Genomic DNA, 18,921 nt, shown 5'->3' with positions numbered 1-18,921 from the left:
TTTATGGGATTGGTTGTAAAAAAGGGCTAAAGTCCCAGAAACTTACCAAGTTAAAAACCGTAAATAAAACATCGTGATAAGTTCATATAATAAATGGATTGTATTCCGAAGGAGGTACCAATGAATCGCAAGAATCCTATTTTATCAGTTTTGCTGCTGGTGATGAGCACGTTTTTTATACTTTCAGGCTGCAGCGATGCCAGTCCGAGTGACGCGAAGGCGAAGGCGGAGAAGAAGCAAGAGGATAAATATGAAAAGCTGGTGAAGGAAAAGAACAAGGAGCTTGAGCTTCAGCCGCTTGAGTTGAGTTCCTATAATGAGGAGATTGGTTCGACTTTCTCAAGTCCGGAGAACAAGGAATTTGCGGTCAACGGGAAGGTTGTCGTCGAAGGAAAGGTTGAGAAGTTTTCCTCATTGAAATCGGATTATGTGTGGATCAAGGTTTCGGCTGATGAGGAAGGGCCGGCAGGACGGCAGCATGAATACTACGCAAAGCTGAATGAAGGTAAGTTCAAGCAGACGATTCACTTTTTCAATGGTGAAGGGAAGTATCATGTGAGCGTCCAAATCCCGAGCAATGAAACGGAGAATTATTACTTTGAAGCGACCGCTTTTGATGTTCACAATGTGAACCCTGAAATCGAACGTGATCTTGTGCTGACACCGTTTGGCCAAGAGGCGGAAGTGGCTCTTGATATGAAATCGAGCTATGTGAAAGAAAACGAGATTTTTAGATTGGAAGGGGAAGCGGGCAAGCTGGCGGATGGAGACACGATTATGCTGAAGCTTGCCAAGGATTCGGAGAGCTGGAAGCATGTGCTGCAGGTCGAGGATGGAAAGTTCAGCTATGATGTGCCTTTATTTTATGGTAAAGGTGTTCATGAACTTGAGGTTCTGGTGCCGGATGAGGAGCGCGAAAATTATTATCAGACAGCGACGACGATTTTAATTGATAATGAATCAGACAAGACGATGCTGCCGATCGAGTATATGGATGTCTACCGCGAACGCGGTGTGACGCTGGAGTCGCCGGTATATGGCGGTGATGAGACAGATGGCATCTACCATATAAAAGGGAAAATCGATCCAAACGCTGAGTTTGGCCCGGAAACGACACATATCTATATCACTACGAAAAAGGGTGAAGATGAAGCGCTGGATGTCATTCCGGTCAAGGATTTCACGTTCGATGATTCCTTTTACCTGCGGTTTGGGCCAGGAACATATGAAGTTGTCCTGAGTGTTCCGGAGATAAAGGAAGAGAATAGCGATTACTTCAGGTTCTTCGGCTTTGCCCGCTTTGAAGTGGAATCGACTGGTGAAGATAAGCGCGATTTGCTGCCATCGAGGGGAGTTCAATCAGATGCTGAACCAATCAAGCAGCTGGCAAGTGAAATTACCGCCGGAAAGAGCACGGAAAGAGATAAGGCCAAAGCAATCTATGAATATGTAGCCAAAACGGTTGCCTATGATGTTGAAAAGCTGGAAAACGATGAATTTGAATGGGATGACAGTGCCCTGAAAACACTCGATTTAAAATCAGGTGTCTGCCAGGACTATTCCTACCTGACGATTGCATTGTTAAGAGCAAGTGATATTGAGTCCCGATTCGTCGAAGGTATGGCGCGAGGCGGCTGGTGGCCATCAAAGCATGCTTGGGTAGAAGCAAAGCTTGACGGCAAATGGGTGACAATGGATCCAACCTGGGGTTCCGGCTATGTCGATAATGACAAGTTTGTCGCTAAATATGATGAAAAGTATTTTGACCCGAATATGGCTGAATTTGAAAAAACACATACACGAACGGGAATTTCGTATTAAAAAAGTCTCAGAGCCGCAATGGCTCTGAGATTATTTTTTTGCAGAAAGGTTCAGGAGCTGTACCAAAGCTGGCTCAAGGGTAAACAGGGAGCTTTGTTTTATAGTTTTTATAAATAGCGCTTTTAACTTATCAGCCGAACAAGCCAGGCTGCCAGCATTCATTTCTGCAGGATAGGTGGATAGATATGCCTCGATAAAAGAAGGGTTTAAGGTATCATATGCTTTGAATTGATGAAGCTTTTTATTTTCGCTGAGCGACTGTACCTGCAAGGTGTAGTCCCTCATCGCCTCAAGCATCTTCAGGGCATAGATTAAGTTGTTCCGCTGCAGCTCTTTTTCCAATCTCACTGCTGAGTAAACAAACTCAAATACCAAATCAGCATTATCCTCATATTTTACATACTGATTGTTAAACTGTTCATTTAGCACATTCATCTTCTCGGTCACTAGACCGGTTTTGTCAAAAGTCACTTTCCACAAGGGGGATTTTACTTTCAGGTAATCAAGTGGAACAATCGACACATTGAATTCCAGGGAATTCTCCAGGATGGCGATCAAAAGATATACGTTCTCTCGAAGCTGTTTTTCTTTTATGTAAAGAGGGCTGAAATCACTGAGCGTACGATGGATATAATCCTTGGCTTCTGACAAGCCGTCTATACCTGGAGCGGCAACCATTAAATCAATGTCCGAAAACTCATCATTATAGCCATTTACTCCCGAACCTATTTGGACAATGCCTTCGATACTTCCGCAAGATTGCAGCATCTCGATCGTTTTTATAAAAAAAGCGTCTCTTTCGATTGGACTGTACATATTATCCACCTCCAAGAATTTTTAATATTTTAACATAAATTACCTATCTCTTAATTATATCTGAATATTAAAAATAATATAAAAATATAGCAGGAAGACAACCTGTTAAAAGAGAATAGAATATGCAACAGTTTATGTTAAATCTGGGGAGGCTGAAGAATGAAAAAGAGTCTGGCGGTTTTAATGAGTGGAGCAATGCTGATGCTTGCTGCCTGTGGCGGCGGTGGCAGCGACAAGGCGAGTGGGGAAAATAAAGAGAAGACTGTAAAAATCGGGATAACTCAGATTGTCGAGCATCCGTCTCTTGATGCTGCTCGGGAGGGTTTTATCGAGGCGCTGAAGGATGCGGGCTATGAAGAGGGCAAGAACCTGAAGCTCGATTACCAAAATGCGCAGGGTGACATGAATAACAATATGTCGATTGCGCAGAAGCTGGTTTCGGACAAGAGCGACCTGATCCTGGCGATCGCGACTCCGAGTGCCCAGGCGGCAGTGCAGGCAACGAAGGATATTCCGATTTTATTCACAGCGATTACCGATCCTGTTGGTGCTGAACTTGTGCAAAGCCTTGAAAAGCCGGGCAGTAATGCGACAGGAACATCGGACACACACCCAGATGCGATCAAGAAGACAATTGAGGCCATCAAGATGTTTATTCCGAACGCCAAAAAGGTGGGCATTATCTATAACAATGGAGAGCCGAACTCTGTTGTGAATGTTAAGAATGCAAAAGAAGCATTGGAGGCAGCAGGGCTTGAGGCGGTGGAAACGACGATTTCAACGAGCTCGGAAGTTAAGCAGGCGGCTGAATCGATGGTTGGCCGGGTTGATGTTCTTTACATCCCAAAGGACAACACTGTCGTTGCCGCACTTGAATCGGTTATTACAGTTGCGAATGATAAAAATATCCCAACCTTTGTAGGAGAAGGCGACTCGGTAAAACGCGGAACATTTGCTTCTTACGGATTTGACTATCATGATCTTGGTTACACAACTGGAAAAATGGCTGTGGAAATCCTAAAGGGCAAAAAGCCGAGCGACATGCCTGTCGGCTTCCCGGAAAATCTTGAGTTGTACGTCAATAAAAAAGCAGCTGAGGAGGAAGGGATTACTTTATCCGAGGACCAGCTGAAGAATGCAAAGATTGTGGGAGAATGATTTAAAATAACCTGCCAATATTATGGCAGGTTATTTTTATATAGTCTGTTATAGCTGAATGATGATTTCTCAACCCTGTTGATTGTAGTGGAAGGCGCGAAGACTCCTTCGGAAATTTTCCCAATAACGATAATTCAAATTCCTCTTCTTTATATAATCCTGGACTAATACTTTTGTAATGATGGCTGTTTCTAAAGAGGCAGGCTGATTAAAGGAGGGATTGGATTTTGCAAAGGAGAAAATGGATCATGTCTTTATTGATGTCTTTTTTACTGATGGTCCCGGCTGCGGCGAGCGCGGGGGATTTAGGAGGAGGTTCCAGCGGTGTGCCGGGAACCTGGTATGTTGGCTCGGACCCTGCATGGATTGACCCTGCCAAAGCACCGATTGTTTTCATTCATGGCTATAACAGTGCAGCATCCGTTTGGTGGGATGGGAACGATATGTATGAAACCGCACTTGCAAATGGCTATCAGACTGCATTTATCGATTTATATCCGGAAAAGGATATGTGGGAAAATGGTGCGATGCTGGCCGGTAAGCTAAAGGAAATATACGATTACTTTGGTAAAAAAAAGCTGGTTGTTGTGGGCCATAGCAAAGGCGGGGTTGATGCCCAGACAGCACTTGTCCATTACGGGGCGTATCCATATGTTTCAAATGTAATCAGCCTATCCTCACCACACCATGGCACACAGCTGTCAGACCTTGCCCACAGCAGTTCTGCATGGTGGCTGGCGGCACTGCTCGGCAGCAATAATGACGCAACCCGGTCCCTCCAGACTGGCAATATGAGCTATTTCCGCAGCATTACTGATCCGCATGCCAACGCGAAAATGAATCGCTATTATACGCTGGGCGGGACGAAGTGGGGCTCCTTTGGAAGCGCCTTATATTGGGGCGGATTGTATTTGAGCAGCTATGGCGCCAATGATGGCGTCGTCACTGTTGCCAGCTCCCGCTTGCCTGGAGGCACGATTGTAAAAGAAGGAGCCTGGAACCATACGACGATTCGCGAAGGTTCCTATACTTTCAATGTATTTAAGCCTTATACATTGGCAGCTCAGCCAGCAGCAGCTTCCTATATGACTGGCGAGGCTATTGCCACTGAACCAGATACAAACCAGATTGTCAGAGGCGGAAAAGGAGACAAGGCAATTAAGGACAGCTTTGTGATTGAAGATGGAGCTGGAGGATTTAAGCTAGCCTTCTTAAGTGACCAAATTTTGCCGAATCTCAAACTGAAAGGCCCGGATGGAAAAGAATACTCTCCGGCCGGAGTAGAACAAGATACAAGCGGATTTTTCAAAGGTGCCTGGGTGCACCAATTTGTGGTGGATCAGCCTGAAGCAGGTAACTGGAAAGTTTCAGGTCCTGCAGCAGCCTATCTATATACAGTTGGCATCGAAAGTCCATTGGGTGCAGAGCTGGTGAAGGGACAGAAAAGCAAGAGTTTAAAAGCTTCCTATAAAACAAACTGGATCCAATACGGTCTGGACGGAAAGAAGAAGCTGAAAGAAAAAGCGAAGGGTTCAAAAGCAGGAGTGGTGACAGATGGAGACTTTACCGAAGCAGGAGTTTACAACCTGACCACCGAAGTGACCGGCTTTGACGCAAAGGGCAAACCATTCGAGCGTACCATCGTAAAATCAATTTATGTAGATGCAAATGGCAAAATCCATCGATAGTTGGGGGTGGCAGCTGCACTCATTTTGAGTGTGGCTGTTTTATTTCGGGTATGATTCGGGGGAGAGGAATAAGTTACTGTTTTTTAAAGGGAAAACCGAACTGTAGAAGCCAATTTTGAGGAAAGCATTGGTGTTGCCTCTTGATATATTATTTTTCAGCAAGATTTTTCATGGGATTTACGTGTTGAAGATGATATTTTACTTGTTTTTTTTACTTGATTGATGCGTTAATCTGCTTTTTTTTGAAAAAATCACCGGATTTGACCATCTTTTTTAAGGTGAAAAAAGTTTTTCACCAGTAGCTTTTGTTTTTTCACCAGTACGGCCTTTTTTTTCACCAGTAAGTTCGATTATTTCACCAGTAACGTTAATTTTATCACCAGTAAGGGCAAATATATCTCCAGTAGCCAAAATATTACCGGATTTTAAATGGATCTCAGTAGCTGATTCGAATATATCTACGGTTACAGCAAATATATCACCGGTAAGGGCAAATATATCTCAAGTAGCCAAAATATCACCGGATTTTAAATAGATCTAAGTAGCCGAATCGAATATATCTACGGTTGCAGCGAATACATCACCGGTAAGGGCAAATATATCTCAAGTAGCCAAAATATCACCGGATTTTAAATAGATCTCAGTAGCCGAATCGAATATATCTCCGGTTGCAGCAAATATATCACCGGTAAGAGCAAATATATCTACGGTTACAGCGAATATATCTACATTGACTCCAAATAAAACGAAAAAACCGCAAATAAGATCAGTACCCCGAAAAAACACACCCACATCAGCCCGTCCCGCAATATGCCCCACACCCAATGGACTATGCGAATCCGCCTGCTCTCCATCAAATTTACTATATTTTACAGAACCCATAGAGAACAGATAAAAGCGGCCGATATAAATAGCAGGCAGAGTATATACATCAGGGGGAATAGCAATGCATGTTTTGGATTTGATCGGGAGGATTAACAACAGTGTCGAGGAGCTTGATTTTGCTGCGGCGAGAATGTATATGGAGGATAATATCGACATCCTGAATGCCCATCGCAGCCACTTAAAGTCAAATGCACGGGATCTGCTTGAATTCTTGACGAAAAGAATGGAAGCGGGGCAGCAGCCGTTGACGAGAAAGGATATGGCGGTTCTCAATGCTGTAAATAGTTATGCGTCTAAGTTTGATTTGCGAAGCTTGAAGGTCGTCATCCGTGACCACTCGCTATTATTCCTGCGGAGTGATATTGCGGCATATTTAAATACAGACGCCCGCATCATCCTTGAGGGCATGGGAGCAATTCCAAAAGCGAGCCTAAGCCAGGATTCTGTCAGCATTTAAGCAATTCCAAAAGCGAGCCTAAGCCAAGATTCTGTCAGCATTTAAGCAATTCCGAAAGCAAGTCTTAAGCCAAGATTCTGTCAGCATTTAAACAGTGAGAAAGCAAGCCATTTACAATAAACTCAACCGTGCGATTTCCACAAGGAGATCGTTTTTTTTGTCCGGAAAAAGGGGGATGTAACAATCCTGCAGCCGATTCCGTCTATTCAAAGGCGGAAATATTTTCATACAGAATATTACAGGATTTTTACAAATTATAGCGAATATAAACATATTAGCGTAAAAAATCAACACATTACCATACGGGAGTTTAATAGATTGACGGATAGATGGGGGAGGAAAAATCGGTGAAGGATCAAATGAATCCAACGGTTGAGAGAATTTTAGAGAATATTGACAAGGTCATGACGGGTAAACGGAATGTTGCTGAGCTGAGCTTGATTGCTTTGCTTGCGGGAGGGCACGTATTGCTTGAGGACGTACCGGGAGTAGGGAAGACGATGATGGTGCGTGCGCTTGCGAAATCGGTCAGCGCGCAGTTCAGGAGGATTCAATTCACTCCGGACTTGCTGCCATCGGATGTTACAGGTGTATCGATCTACAATCCGAAGGAAATGGAATTCCAGTTCAGGCCGGGGCCGATCATGGGCAATATCATTCTTGCCGATGAAATTAACAGAACGTCGCCGAAGACCCAGTCTGCCCTTTTGGAAGGAATGGAGGAGCAGAGCGTCACAGTTGATGGCGTGACGCATCTTCTGGATAAGCCGTTCTTCGTTATGGCAACACAGAACCCGATTGACTATGAAGGTACGTATCCGCTGCCTGAGGCACAGCTCGACCGCTTCCTGCTAAAAATGAAAATGGGCTATCCTGCGCTTGATGAAGAGATGGAAGTTCTGAACAGGGCGCAGCGCAGCCTTCCAATCGAGGACCTGCAGCCGGTTGTTACCCTTGATGATCTTCGTGATTTGCAGCATGAAATTAAAGGAGTATTCGTTGACGACTCGATCAAACGATATATTGTTGAGCTTGCAAGCAGGACTCGCGGGCATGCGAGTGTGTATCTTGGCGCAAGTCCCCGTGGTTCGATCGCGCTGATGAAGGCTGCCCAGGCTTACGCGTTTATTTACGGCAGGGATTATGTCATTCCTGATGATGTTCAATATCTGGCTCCTTACGTTTTTGCTCACAGGATTATCCTGAAATCCGAGGCGAGATTTGAAGGGATCACGGCAGAGGATGTCGTGAACAGAGTGCTGGCGAGAGTGCCTGTGCCGGTGCAAAGGCTAGTGAAGTAAGATGAAAAAATTTTTCCAAAAATTTAAAGAGATTTGGAAGCTTATTGTTTTACTGTTTTTGATCATCGTTACGTTCTCGTATGCGATGTTCCAGGGCGGGTTCGTCAGCTGGTTCCTGTTTTACAGCTTCTTGCCATTCGCCCTGTATGCGCTAGGCCTTTCCTTTTATTCGATAAAAGAAATCAAGGCGGAGCGAGTGTACACGAAACAAGAATACAATGCGGGCGAAAAATTCAAAGCCAGCGTGGTGCTTGAGCGGAATTTTCCTTTCCCGCTGTTTTATGCCATCGCAGAGGAGCAGGCAGGGGAGACGCTCGCGGGACATAAGGATTTGCAGCAGGCCAAGACAATGCTTTTTCCGGGCTTCAGCCGTGTATTCAGCTTTGACTATAAAATTGAAAAACTGCCGCGCGGGGAGCACATCCTTACAGGCATCAAGCTGAAAACGGGTGATCCGCTCGGTTTGATTGAAAAAGAAAAAGTCCTGCCATATGAGAGCAAGGTGCTGGTTTATCCTGCATTTGAAGAAATGGTGTACCGCCCGGTTGCCCATCACTTCGATCAGGGCATGACTGCCTCGAAGGAGCGTGTCCAGCGTGATACTTCAATGGCGATTGGTGTTCGTGAATACCAGCCTGGCGACCGTTTTTCATGGATTAACTGGAAGGCGACAGCCCGGCGGAATGATATCATGACGAAGGAATTCGAACAGAGGCAGTCGCATGACGTCTCGATTTTGATGGATTGCGCCCCTGAGCAGCGATTTGAAGTGATTGTGTCGTTTACGGCCTCTGTCATCAGGGCGATTTTGCGGAAGGGTGCACAGGTCGGGCTTTTGACTTCAAGTGCAGAGCGCACCGTCCATCCGATCCGCGGCGGCGAAATCCAGCAGCAGCAGCTTCTCTACCATCTGGCAAAAGTTAGGGACGAAAGCCCGGTAACTTTTGATAAGGTGCTGGAGGCAGAAACTTTCCTGGCACAGCAAAATAATTCGATTATGCTGATCACGTCGCAATTGACGAAGGAATTGATTGAAAAAGCAGCCTTCTATAATCAGCGGAATGGATCTGTAAGTATATTTTTAATCAAGAATGCCCAGGAATCTCCTGCAAAAACGGAAATAAATTTGCGTGCCTCGGCAAATGCACGCGGAATCAGGCTCGTCATGGTGCATGATGGTCAGTTTTCAGAAGCCTTTTCGGAGGTGAACCGAGGATGACGATGGATAAGCCGAAAAAAGATATGGCCCTGTTTTTATTGTACATGTTCAGCTTTTTGCTCCTGTGGGAGTGGCTGCGGCCGCTGAAGGAGCTGACCGACACAGGCCATCTAAGTGTGTTCCTGGCGTTTGTCTTTATCTCATTGATGATGTCCTATTTTGGGATGCCGCTGATACCGTCAGCTCTGGTAAAAGTGATTTTCATCCTTTATTCCATTCACTTTATGTATTTTGAAGGAACTTTTTTCAGCTCGAAATGGTTCGGCTTGTTGATTGGAAACCTGCAGAGCAATTTCGGTTCGGTGATGAATGCGGAATGGACAGAGCTCACAAATGTATTCCGGACACTGTTGTTCTTTGTCTTGCTATGGCTGATGTCTTATTTGATCCATTACTGGCTGATCAGCCGCAAGCAAATATTCGTTTTCTTTTTCATGACATTGATTTACATTACGGTACTTGATACCTTCACTCCTTATGAAGCCGATGTTGCGATTGTCAGAACTGTCATTGCAGGTTTTGCAGTGATGGGGATGCTCGCGTACTATCGGATTGCCGATCGGGCATTAGTGAAAAAAAATCTCGATAGTGCGAAAAAATGGATGCTGCCGTTAGTGGCCATGATCCTATTTAGCGTAGGGATTGGCTATGCAGCTCCTAAAGCTGATCCAATCTGGCCGGACCCGGTTCCATTCATCACTTCATATAATGAAGACAGCGGGGGAGGCGGCGTCAAAAAGGTCGGCTATGGAACCGACGATTCTGCACTTGGCGGACCATTTGTCGGCGATGATCGTGTGGTATTTTCTGCTGAAGCGGACGGCCGCCATTATTGGCGGATCGAAACAAAGGATGTTTATACAGGCAAGGGCTGGATCTCGGATCAGGGGTCAGCTATGCCGGTCAGCTTCCAGCCGCAGCAGCCCGTGCCGATGAATGCTTTTGAAGCGGGGATAAAGACCGAATCCCGCACAAGCAGGGTCATCCCGAAAATCGGTTATCCGCATCTCGTATACCCGCTTGGTGTACAGCAAGTCGAAGCTTCTGTCCCTAATAGAGCCATTGAATTAAGCCTGAATCCGACAACGGAAAAAATCGTGACCGTGGTGGATGGGGCTGCGGACTCAATCGGGCCTTATTCCGTTACCTTTGACCATCCTGTTTATAGTGTTGAGAAACTTAAGGCTGCCGGGACAAACGGATTTCCGCCGGAGAGCTTTTCAAGCTCAAATGTAATGACAAAATACACCCAGCTTCCGGCAGGGCTGCCTGACCGCGTGAAGGAGCTTGCCTACGATATTACCAAGGATAAAACCAACTGGTTTGAGAAGGCGCAGGCAGTTGAAAAATATTTCAGGTCGAACAATTTTGTCTATGACCAGACTCTTGTGCCAGTACCTGAGGAAGACCAGGACTATGTTGATCAATTCCTCTTTGAGACGAAGCGCGGTTACTGTGATAATTTTTCCACATCGATGGTTGTCATGATGCGTTCGATTGGCATTCCAACCCGCTGGGTCAAGGGATACACAGAAGGGGAGTATCTTGAAACGCTTGATAATGGCCGCAGACTGTATGAAATCACGAACAACAATGCGCATTCCTGGGTAGAAGTATACTTTCCGGGTGTAGGCTGGCTGCCATTTGAGCCAACACAGGGCTTTTCAAACAATGTCCAGCTCCAGTATGAAAATACAAACACTCCTGCGCAAAATGACCAGGATACAGAAGAGGATGTTACACCAGAAGCACCGAAGAAGCCTGAAACTCCTGAGGAGCAGGCAAACGCTGACAAGCCAGGGGTTTCTTTTTCCGATGGCCTGAGAAAAGCAGGAGCTTTCCTAAAGGCAAACCTGAAAAAAATCATCCTAAGCCTGGTTGTAATCGCGATCTTTGCGGCCATTTTGTATAAGTTCAGGGCAAAATGGATGCCGAGCCTGTATATCCTTCTTTATAAATATAAGAAGGAAGACAAATACCTCGAAAAGGCGTATATCGCACTCCTTAAGCAGCTTGACCGCTATGGTCTGAAGCGGGAAAAGGGGGAGACTTTAAGAGAGTATGCAAACTATGTAGATAACTTCTTCTCTTCAAAAGAAATGAGGAGGCTGACTGAGAAATACGAACAGTATCTCTATCGTGGCAGCAATGAAGAAGGAGTATGGGAGGAAGCGAAACAGCACTGGGAAATTTTAATCAAGAAAGCTAGTGCTTGACCGTTAAAATGTTATACTGATACAATGTTGGCAACTAAATAGAATTATCCTTCATATATCCTCGATAATAAGGTTCGAAAGTTTCTACCAAATCACCGGAAATGATTTGACTATGAAGGCAGATTCTTTACGTTCGTGACGAGCTGGGATTCTGCCTTCCTGTAGTTTTCGGGAAGGGAGAATTCTGGCTTTTTTTATTGTCTAATGGATAATTGGATAGGATAAGGATATGGAATAACTAAAAGGCCAGTGTATTTTCGTCTATGCGGGTAAGCATTCACATGGCCTTTATTTTATAACGAGGTGACTTTATGAAATCCGAGCTGCAAGACCAGGAAATGATTATTGTATTAGATTTTGGCAGCCAGTATAACCAGCTGATCACAAGAAGGATCAGGGAATTTGGCGTTTACAGTGAGCTTCATCCCCATACGATCACGGCAGCGGAAATCAAGGAAATGAATCCTAAAGGAATCATTTTTTCCGGCGGACCGAACAGTGTTTATGACGAAGGGGCATTCCGCTGTGATGAAGAAATTTTTGAATTAGGATTGCCGATTCTGGGAATCTGCTACGGAATGCAGCTGATGACCATGCATTTTGGCGGCAAGGTCGAAAAGGCGAAGAACCGTGAATACGGCAAGGCCTTGCTGACGTTACATAATCAAAACGCTTTGTTCCAGGGAACGCCAGAAGAGCAGATTGTCTGGATGAGCCATGGTGACCTGGTGACAATGTCACCGCCGGGCTTCAGTGTGGATGGAATCAACCCTTCCTGCCCGATTGCGGCAATGAGCGATGAAAGCCGAAAGCTTTACGCTGTACAATTCCACCCAGAGGTACGCCACTCCATCTACGGAAATGACCTGTTGAAGAACTTTGTTTTCAAGGTGTGCGAATGTAAAGGCGACTGGTCAATGGAAAACTTCATCGAGATTGAAATGGAGAAAATCCGCCAGCAGGTCGGTGACAAAAAGGTATTGTGCGCACTTAGCGGCGGTGTTGATTCTTCAGTAGTAGCCGTGCTGATCCATAAGGCGATTGGCGACCAGCTTACATGCATCTTCGTTGACCACGGCCTGTTGCGCAAGGGTGAAGCAGAAGGCGTCATGAAGACCTTTGCCGATGACTTTAATATGAACGTCATTAAAGTAGACGCGAAAGACCGTTTCCTCAGCAAGCTTGAAGGCGTGTCGGATCCTGAGCAGAAACGTAAAATTATCGGTAACGAATTTATCTATGTTTTCGACGATGAAGCGGAAAAATTGAAAGGCATCGAATTCCTGGCACAAGGGACGCTTTATACCGATATCATTGAAAGCGGTACGGCCACTGCCCAGACAATCAAGTCCCACCACAATGTCGGCGGGCTGCCTGAAGACATGCAATTCAAATTGATCGAACCGCTGAATACATTATTCAAGGATGAAGTACGCGCACTTGGCACAGAGCTTGGCATTCCGGATGAAGTTGTTTGGCGCCAGCCATTCCCGGGACCTGGTCTTGGAATCCGCGTGCTTGGCGCGATTTCTGAAGAAAAGCTTGAGATTGTCCGGGAATCGGATCAGATTCTCCGTGATGAAATCAAGAAAGCTGGCCTTGACCGCGACATCTGGCAATACTTCACTGTGCTGCCGGACATTCGAAGCGTCGGCGTTATGGGCGATGCGAGGACATACGATTACACGATCGGCATCCGTGCTGTGACTTCAATTGATGGCATGACATCCGACTGGGCAAGAATTCCGTGGGATGTTCTCGAAATCATTTCTACGAGAATCGTCAACGAAGTAAACCATGTCAATCGCGTCGTTTATGATATTACCAGCAAGCCGCCTGCAACAATTGAGTGGGAATAAACGCTAAAATACGAACAATTAAAACGAACATTTAAAAAATGTTCGTTTTTTTCATTGACGAGGGCAAAAAGTCCTGTTAGAATAAAACTGAACTTAATATTTTGTCAAAATTCGTCGTATAATCTTGGGGATATGGCCCAAAAGTTTCTACCGAGCTACCGTAAATGGCTTGACTACGAGGTATATATAAAACAGGTGCGCAATTGCTATCATTTTATTTTTCTGCCTGTTTTGGCCTATTTGCCTGTAGTCAACGCCCCGGTATCCGTGGCGTTTTCTTTTTGGCCTTATTTCCTGAATTCAATTCAGGAGGAAAGTAAAAATGAAGAAGTATTTCGAGTTTGAAAAACTGGGCACAAACTATCGCCGTGAATTCATTGGCGGGATGACCACGTTCCTTGCGATGGCCTATATATTGATTGTTAACCCCATCACACTTACTTTAGCAGATGTGAAGGACCTGCCGGATGCGTTAAGAATGGATTATGGCGCTGTATTCGTGGCAACTGCTCTTGCTGCAGCAGTAGGTTCCATTATCATGGGGCTTATTGGAAAGTATCCGATCGCACTGGCTCCAGGTATGGGTCTTAATGCCTTTTTCGCTTACACAGTTGTGTTAAGCCACGGAGCACCATGGCAGCATGCGCTTGCAGCTGTTTTCATCTCCAGCGTATTCTTCCTGATCCTGACGATAACAGGCTGGCGGGAAAAGCTGATCAATGCGATCCCGGTAGAACTTAAGCACGCCGTTGGCGCTGGTATCGGATTATTCATCACATTTATCGGTTTGAAAAATGCAGGTATCATTGTCGATAACCCGGCTACACTTGTTGGTCTTGGAGATTTGACCAATGGCAATACACTGCTTGCGCTTTTCGGCTTGCTGATTACAGTAATCATGCTGACTAGAGGAATCCACGGTGCTGTATTCTTCGGAATTATCATCACAGTGATCGTCGGAATGATCTTCAACCTGATTGACACACCTACACAGGTAGTCGGCGCAGTACCTAGCGTCGCACCAACTTTTGGTTCAGTGTTTACCGCATTCGGTGATCCATCGTTCTATACTTCAACAATGCTTGGAATCATACTGACTTTTTTGTTCGTTGATTTCTTTGATAATGCCGGAACACTGGTAGCTGTTGCGAACCAGGCAGGCTTGATGAAGGACAACAAGCTGCCGCGCGCTGGCCGTGCGCTGTTCGCTGATTCTATCGCATCACTTGTTGGTTCCATTTTCGGGACATCGACAACTACATCTTATATTGAATCATCTGCCGGAGTTGCTTCCGGAGCACGAAGCGGTTTTGCATCCCTTGTCACAGCTGGATTCTTCCTGCTATCACTGTTCTTCTTCCCGCTGTTATCAGTCGTGACATCGGCAGTCACGGCACCAGCACTGATCATCGTTGGCGTACTGATGGTATCTTCTCTTGGCAAAATTGAGTGGGGCCGATTTGAAATCGCTGTTCCATCATTCCTGACAATGATCTCAATGCCGCTTTCATCAAGTATTGCGACAGGGATCGCTGCAGGTTTCATTTTTTACCCTGTTACGATGCTGGTAAAAGGGCGTTCAAAAGAGGTTCATCCAATAATGTATCTGTTCTTCGTGATTTTTGTCCTTTACTTTGTCTTCTTAACAGAATAATAGATTTGGTCCAGCGGCTGCCGCTGGATCTTTTTTTGGCAAAAATTAATGAGCGTTTTTAAAAGTCTTGGGTTTGACTTCTAAAACCAGCTTATATACGATATTTGCATAGAAAAAGCGGAAACGGGGATGCAGCATGGATAAAATTGAGGTAAAAAAAGCTCTTAATAATAATGTCATGATTGCGGACCATCCTGCATTCGGTGAAGTCATCCTGATCGGGAAAGGAATTGGCTTCAACCTGAAAAAGGGAGATTTAATTGAAGAGGGACAGGCGGAAAAAATGTTTGTCCTCAAGGATGAAAAAGAACAGGCGAATTATATAAAATTGCTTCCGTTTGTGGAAAATGATCTTCATGAAGCAATCATTTCTTCTATACAATTGATAAAAAAGCGTACCGACAGCAAGCTGAATGAGCATATCCATGTCGCACTGACCGACCACTTGATGTTTGCCGTTAACCGTATGGCTGGGGGACTTGAATTCAAGAATCCATTCCTTGTAGAAACAAAGACACTGTACCCAACTGAATTTGAAATTGCCAGGGAAGTTGTACAGCTCCTGAAGGAGAAATCGGGAATCGAGCTTCCGGTAGGGGAAATAGGTTTCATCGCTCTCCATATCCACAGCGCAGTCATGAACCGGAATTTATCAGAGGTAAATATACACTCGCAGCTTGTGACAAAATTGGTACAAATGATCGAGGAAAATTTAGGCATCGTCATTGATAAAGACGGCATTGATTACACAAGACTCGTGCGCCACATACGTTTCACGATCGAAAGGGTCAATAATGGCGATACAGTCGACGAGCCAGAAAAATTTGCAGACCTCTTGAAAGAAGAATACCCAGTGTGCTACAATCTGTCGTGGAAACTCATTAAAGTGATGCAGCAGACTTTGAAAAAACAAGTATGCGATGCTGAAGCCGTGTATCTGACGATGCATTTGCAAAGGCTTCAGAAAAAAGTCAAATAGGTTATAATTTTTTACGTGTTACTGATTCGATCAGGCATGAGTAAAGAATGTAATTGAATTGAAGTTTTATGGGTAATATATCCGTATGCTTCTTTCGGTACATCTTTCTCATGCCTTTTTTATTTGTTTTTTTAATGTTTGTAACCGCTTTAGGAGTAAAAAATATCAGGAGGTATTCCTATGTTTAAGAAAGCTTTTGGTGTGCTGCAAAAAGTAGGGAAGGCGCTAATGCTTCCAGTTGCACTCTTGCCTGCAGCAGGTATCCTGCTTGCACTTGGTGCTGCTCTCCGTAACCCTGCTTTGCTGGAGCTCGCCCCATTTTTAGATAACAGCGGCGTCGATATGGTTGCTGCCGTAATGCAAAAAGCCGGGGACATTGTCTTCGGGAACCTGCCGCTATTGTTCGCGGTCGGTGTTGCTGTTGGTTTAGCAGGCGGTGAGGGAGTTGCCGGTCTTGCTGCGATTATCGGTTACCTGATCATGAACGTAACAATGGGTACTGTATTAGGCATTACCCCGGAAAAAGTCAACGGATTAAACTATGCAAGCATCCTTGGTGTGCCGACCCTTCAGACAGGGGTGTTCGGCGGTATCATCGTAGGTATCATTGCTGCAGGACTTTACAATAAGTTCTATGAAATCGAATTGCCTTCTTACCTTGGTTTCTTTGCTGGTAAGCGATTTGTTCCAATCATCACTGCAGGAACAGCCATCCTGCTTGGTTTAGTGATGATGATTATCTGGCCTCCAATCCAAAACGGCCTGAATGCATTCTCGCAAAACATGGTTCATGCAAACTTGACTCTATCTGCATTCATTTTTGGTGTTGTAGAGCGATCATTGATCCCATTCGGGTTGCACCATATTTTCTATTCACCGTTCTGGTACGAGTTTGGTCAGTATACTACTCAAGCTGGAGAAGTTGTACGCGGAGATCAGCGTATCTTCATGGCTGAAATCGCCGATAACGTACAAAATCTTTCTGCTGGTACATTCATGACAGGTAAATTCCCGTTCATGATGTTCGGTCTTCCAGCTGCTGCATTGGCTATTTATCACGAAGCACGTCCTGAAAGAAAAGTAGTAGTCGGCGGTCTGATGGTTTCTGCTGCCCTTACTTCATTCTTAACAGGTATTACAGAACCCCTTGAATTCTCATTCTTGTTCGTAGCACCAGTACTTTTCGGAGTACACGCGATTTTTGCTGGTCTGTCATTCATGACAATGCATCTATTAAATGTAAAAATCGGTATGACATTCTCCGGCGGTCTGATTGACTACATTCTGTTCGGATTGATCAACCCGCAGACAAACGCGTGGATTGTCATTCCCGTAGGTTTAGTATTCGCGGTTATTTACTACTTTGGTTTCCGTTTTGCGATCCGCAAATTCAACCTGATGACTCCTGGCCGTGAAGCGGTCGAAGATGATCAGGAAGTAAGCGGCACGAAGGGTAATGCTGGAGATCTTCCATATGAAGTACTGGAAGCAATGGGCGGATCTGAAAACATCGCTCACCTTGATGCATGTATCACTCGACTTCGTGTATCAGTAAATGATATTAAAGAAGTAGATAAAGACCGTTTGAAAAAGCTTGGCGCTGCCGGTGTTCTTGAAGTCGGCAACAACATCCAGGCAATCTTCGGCCCACGTTCTGAAACAATCAAGGGTCAAATGAAAGACATCATGAGCGGCAAAAAGCCTCGCCCGGTAGAAACAAGCCAGGCCAAAGAGGTTGAGCAGCAAATTGAAGAAGTTAATCCGGAAGCATTACAGACTCATCATGACAATGCTGCTGGTGAAGAAATTGTTTCTCCTATTAAAGGGGAAATCAAACCAATCACTGAAGTCCCAGACGCAGTATTCTCTGGCAAAATGATGGGTGACGGTTTCGCGATCGTTCCTTCTGAAGGTACAATTGTATCCCCGGTCGACGGAAAAATCGTAAACCTGTTCCCTACAAAGCATGCAATCGGCATCCTTTCTGACTCTGGAAGAGAAATTCTCATCCACGTAGGTATCGACACTGTCAATCTGAAAGGACAAGGCTTTGAGACACTTGTATCTGAAAATGATACAATCACTAAAGGCCAGCCTTTGTTAAAAGTAGATCTTGATTACATCAAGGAACACGCAACTTCCATCATGACTCCAATCGTCTTCACAAACCTTGCTGCTGGCGAAAGCATCGTCATCAACAAAGAAGGCAATGTAGACTTGAAGGAAGAAAATATCATTACGATTTCCAAGTAATAAGTAAGAGGCCGGCTATCCCTTTTCATTGGGGAGGCCGGCTTTTTTGTTTAGTCTGATGTTGATTAAGGTCTGTTAAGGAAATAGGAGTGCTGCCTCAAGAAAAAATGCCTTAGTATCGTGGCGGGCTGCTAAGCAATGTCCGGCTGAATTAGCCATCCAAGTGAGACCTGGCAGAGGAGATGCTTAAAGAAGAACCATTTACCGCAGGAGATCATGTAGAGGAGGTATTGTAATTCAACAGAGCATTATATAGAAGGTATATAAGTATCTGTTTCACAAAAGGTTAATTACCATTTTTTACAATGTTTAAACGTGTTGACTCTGGAGATGGGCGGTGCTATTATATAAAAACAGTCGCGAACACGTTAATAACTTTTAAATGATGAAAAATAAATTTAAAAAGTTGTTGACCTGAGTTGCTGTGATGTGTTAAATTATTAAAGTCGCTTCTGAGCGGCAAACAAATTGCTCTTTGAAAACTAAACAAACAAGCGTCAACAAACAATAAATGATCATGACTTCTATTATAGAAGAATCATGAGCCAACGTTTTAAATTATGAGCTAAACTCATACTCTTTTTTGGAGAGTTTGATCCTGGCTCAGGACGAACG

Annotated in this window: 14 protein-coding genes and 2 riboswitches; of the genes, 11 read left to right on the top strand and 3 right to left on the bottom strand. The window is 44.8% G+C overall.

Features of this window, described 5'->3' with window-relative positions; translation table 11 throughout:
- The first annotated feature begins 120 nt into the window (after window positions 1–120).
- On the top strand, window positions 121–1,821 hold the full coding sequence (locus AC3EBE_RS10240) for a transglutaminase-like domain-containing protein (protein ID WP_488594930.1): 1,701 nt from the start codon (window positions 121–123) through the stop codon (window positions 1,819–1,821).
- A gap of 30 nt (window positions 1,822–1,851) precedes the next feature.
- Here the strand turns inward: AC3EBE_RS10240 and AC3EBE_RS10235 are convergent, their stop codons facing one another.
- Window positions 1,852–2,637, bottom strand: a complete 786-nt coding sequence (locus AC3EBE_RS10235) for an aminoglycoside 6-adenylyltransferase (RefSeq protein ID WP_488594929.1) — start codon at window positions 2,635–2,637, stop codon at window positions 1,852–1,854.
- A gap of 159 nt (window positions 2,638–2,796) precedes the next feature.
- Here AC3EBE_RS10235 and AC3EBE_RS10230 point away from each other — a divergent pair, with 159 nt between their 5' ends.
- A complete protein-coding gene (locus AC3EBE_RS10230) occupies window positions 2,797–3,795 on the top strand; it encodes an ABC transporter substrate-binding protein (RefSeq protein WP_488594928.1) in 999 nt (332 codons plus the stop codon).
- Between the two features lie 248 nt (window positions 3,796–4,043).
- Complete coding sequence (locus AC3EBE_RS10225) at window positions 4,044–5,483, top strand: esterase/lipase family protein (RefSeq protein WP_488594927.1); 1,440 nt, start codon at window positions 4,044–4,046, stop codon at window positions 5,481–5,483.
- Window positions 5,484–5,756: 273 nt separating this feature from the next.
- On the opposite strand, the gene AC3EBE_RS10220 is transcribed toward AC3EBE_RS10225, so the two are convergent.
- Both AC3EBE_RS10220 and AC3EBE_RS10215 read right to left on the bottom strand, forming a co-directional pair.
- Window positions 5,757–5,894, bottom strand: coding sequence for a hypothetical protein (locus tag AC3EBE_RS10220; RefSeq protein WP_488594926.1), 138 nt, complete (start codon window positions 5,892–5,894; stop codon window positions 5,757–5,759).
- Between the two features lie 192 nt (window positions 5,895–6,086).
- Window positions 6,087–6,365, bottom strand: coding sequence for a hypothetical protein (locus tag AC3EBE_RS10215; protein ID WP_488594925.1), 279 nt, complete (start codon window positions 6,363–6,365; stop codon window positions 6,087–6,089).
- Between the two features lie 64 nt (window positions 6,366–6,429).
- Between AC3EBE_RS10215 and AC3EBE_RS10210 the strand changes: the two genes are divergently transcribed.
- The 8 genes from AC3EBE_RS10210 (at window position 6,430) to ptsG (ending at window position 18,306) form a co-directional block, all read left to right on the top strand.
- Window positions 6,430–6,825 (top strand): hypothetical protein, encoded by a 396-nt coding sequence (locus AC3EBE_RS10210; protein ID WP_488594924.1) that lies wholly within the window; start codon window positions 6,430–6,432, stop codon window positions 6,823–6,825.
- Window positions 6,826–7,184: 359 nt separating this feature from the next.
- The gene (locus AC3EBE_RS10205) at window positions 7,185–8,126 is read left to right on the top strand and encodes an AAA family ATPase (protein ID WP_488594951.1); all 942 of its coding nucleotides are present in this window, start codon (window positions 7,185–7,187) and stop codon (window positions 8,124–8,126) included.
- Between the two features lies 1 nt (window position 8,127).
- Complete coding sequence (locus AC3EBE_RS10200) at window positions 8,128–9,345, top strand: DUF58 domain-containing protein (protein ID WP_488594923.1); 1,218 nt, start codon at window positions 8,128–8,130, stop codon at window positions 9,343–9,345.
- Window positions 9,342–11,561, top strand: coding sequence for a DUF4129 domain-containing transglutaminase family protein (locus AC3EBE_RS10195; RefSeq protein ID WP_488594922.1), 2,220 nt, complete (start codon window positions 9,342–9,344; stop codon window positions 11,559–11,561). The genes AC3EBE_RS10200 and AC3EBE_RS10195 overlap by 4 nt, the downstream gene beginning before the upstream one ends.
- A 31-nt stretch (window positions 11,562–11,592) precedes the next feature.
- A riboswitch (purine riboswitch) is annotated at window positions 11,593–11,694 on the top strand.
- 178 nt (window positions 11,695–11,872) lie between these two features.
- The gene (gene guaA / locus AC3EBE_RS10190) at window positions 11,873–13,420 is read left to right on the top strand and encodes a glutamine-hydrolyzing GMP synthase (protein ID WP_488594921.1); all 1,548 of its coding nucleotides are present in this window, start codon (window positions 11,873–11,875) and stop codon (window positions 13,418–13,420) included.
- A gap of 94 nt (window positions 13,421–13,514) precedes the next feature.
- A riboswitch (purine riboswitch) is annotated at window positions 13,515–13,616 on the top strand.
- Window positions 13,617–13,742: 126 nt separating this feature from the next.
- Entirely contained in the window at window positions 13,743–15,074 is a 1,332-nt protein-coding gene (locus AC3EBE_RS10185; RefSeq protein ID WP_488594920.1) for an NCS2 family permease, read from the top strand.
- A 136-nt stretch (window positions 15,075–15,210) separates the two neighbouring features.
- Window positions 15,211–16,053: a glucose PTS transporter transcription antiterminator GlcT gene (gene glcT / locus AC3EBE_RS10180; protein ID WP_488594919.1), complete on the top strand. Its 843-nt coding sequence runs from the start codon at window positions 15,211–15,213 to the stop codon at window positions 16,051–16,053.
- A 180-nt stretch (window positions 16,054–16,233) separates the two neighbouring features.
- Complete coding sequence (ptsG, locus tag AC3EBE_RS10175) at window positions 16,234–18,306, top strand: glucose-specific PTS transporter subunit IIBC (protein ID WP_488594918.1); 2,073 nt, start codon at window positions 16,234–16,236, stop codon at window positions 18,304–18,306.
- Window positions 18,307–18,921 lie beyond the last annotated feature (615 nt).

The sequence above is a fragment of the Mesobacillus sp. genome (assembly GCF_057785455.1).
This window is presented reverse-complemented; position numbering and strand designations above follow the sequence as displayed.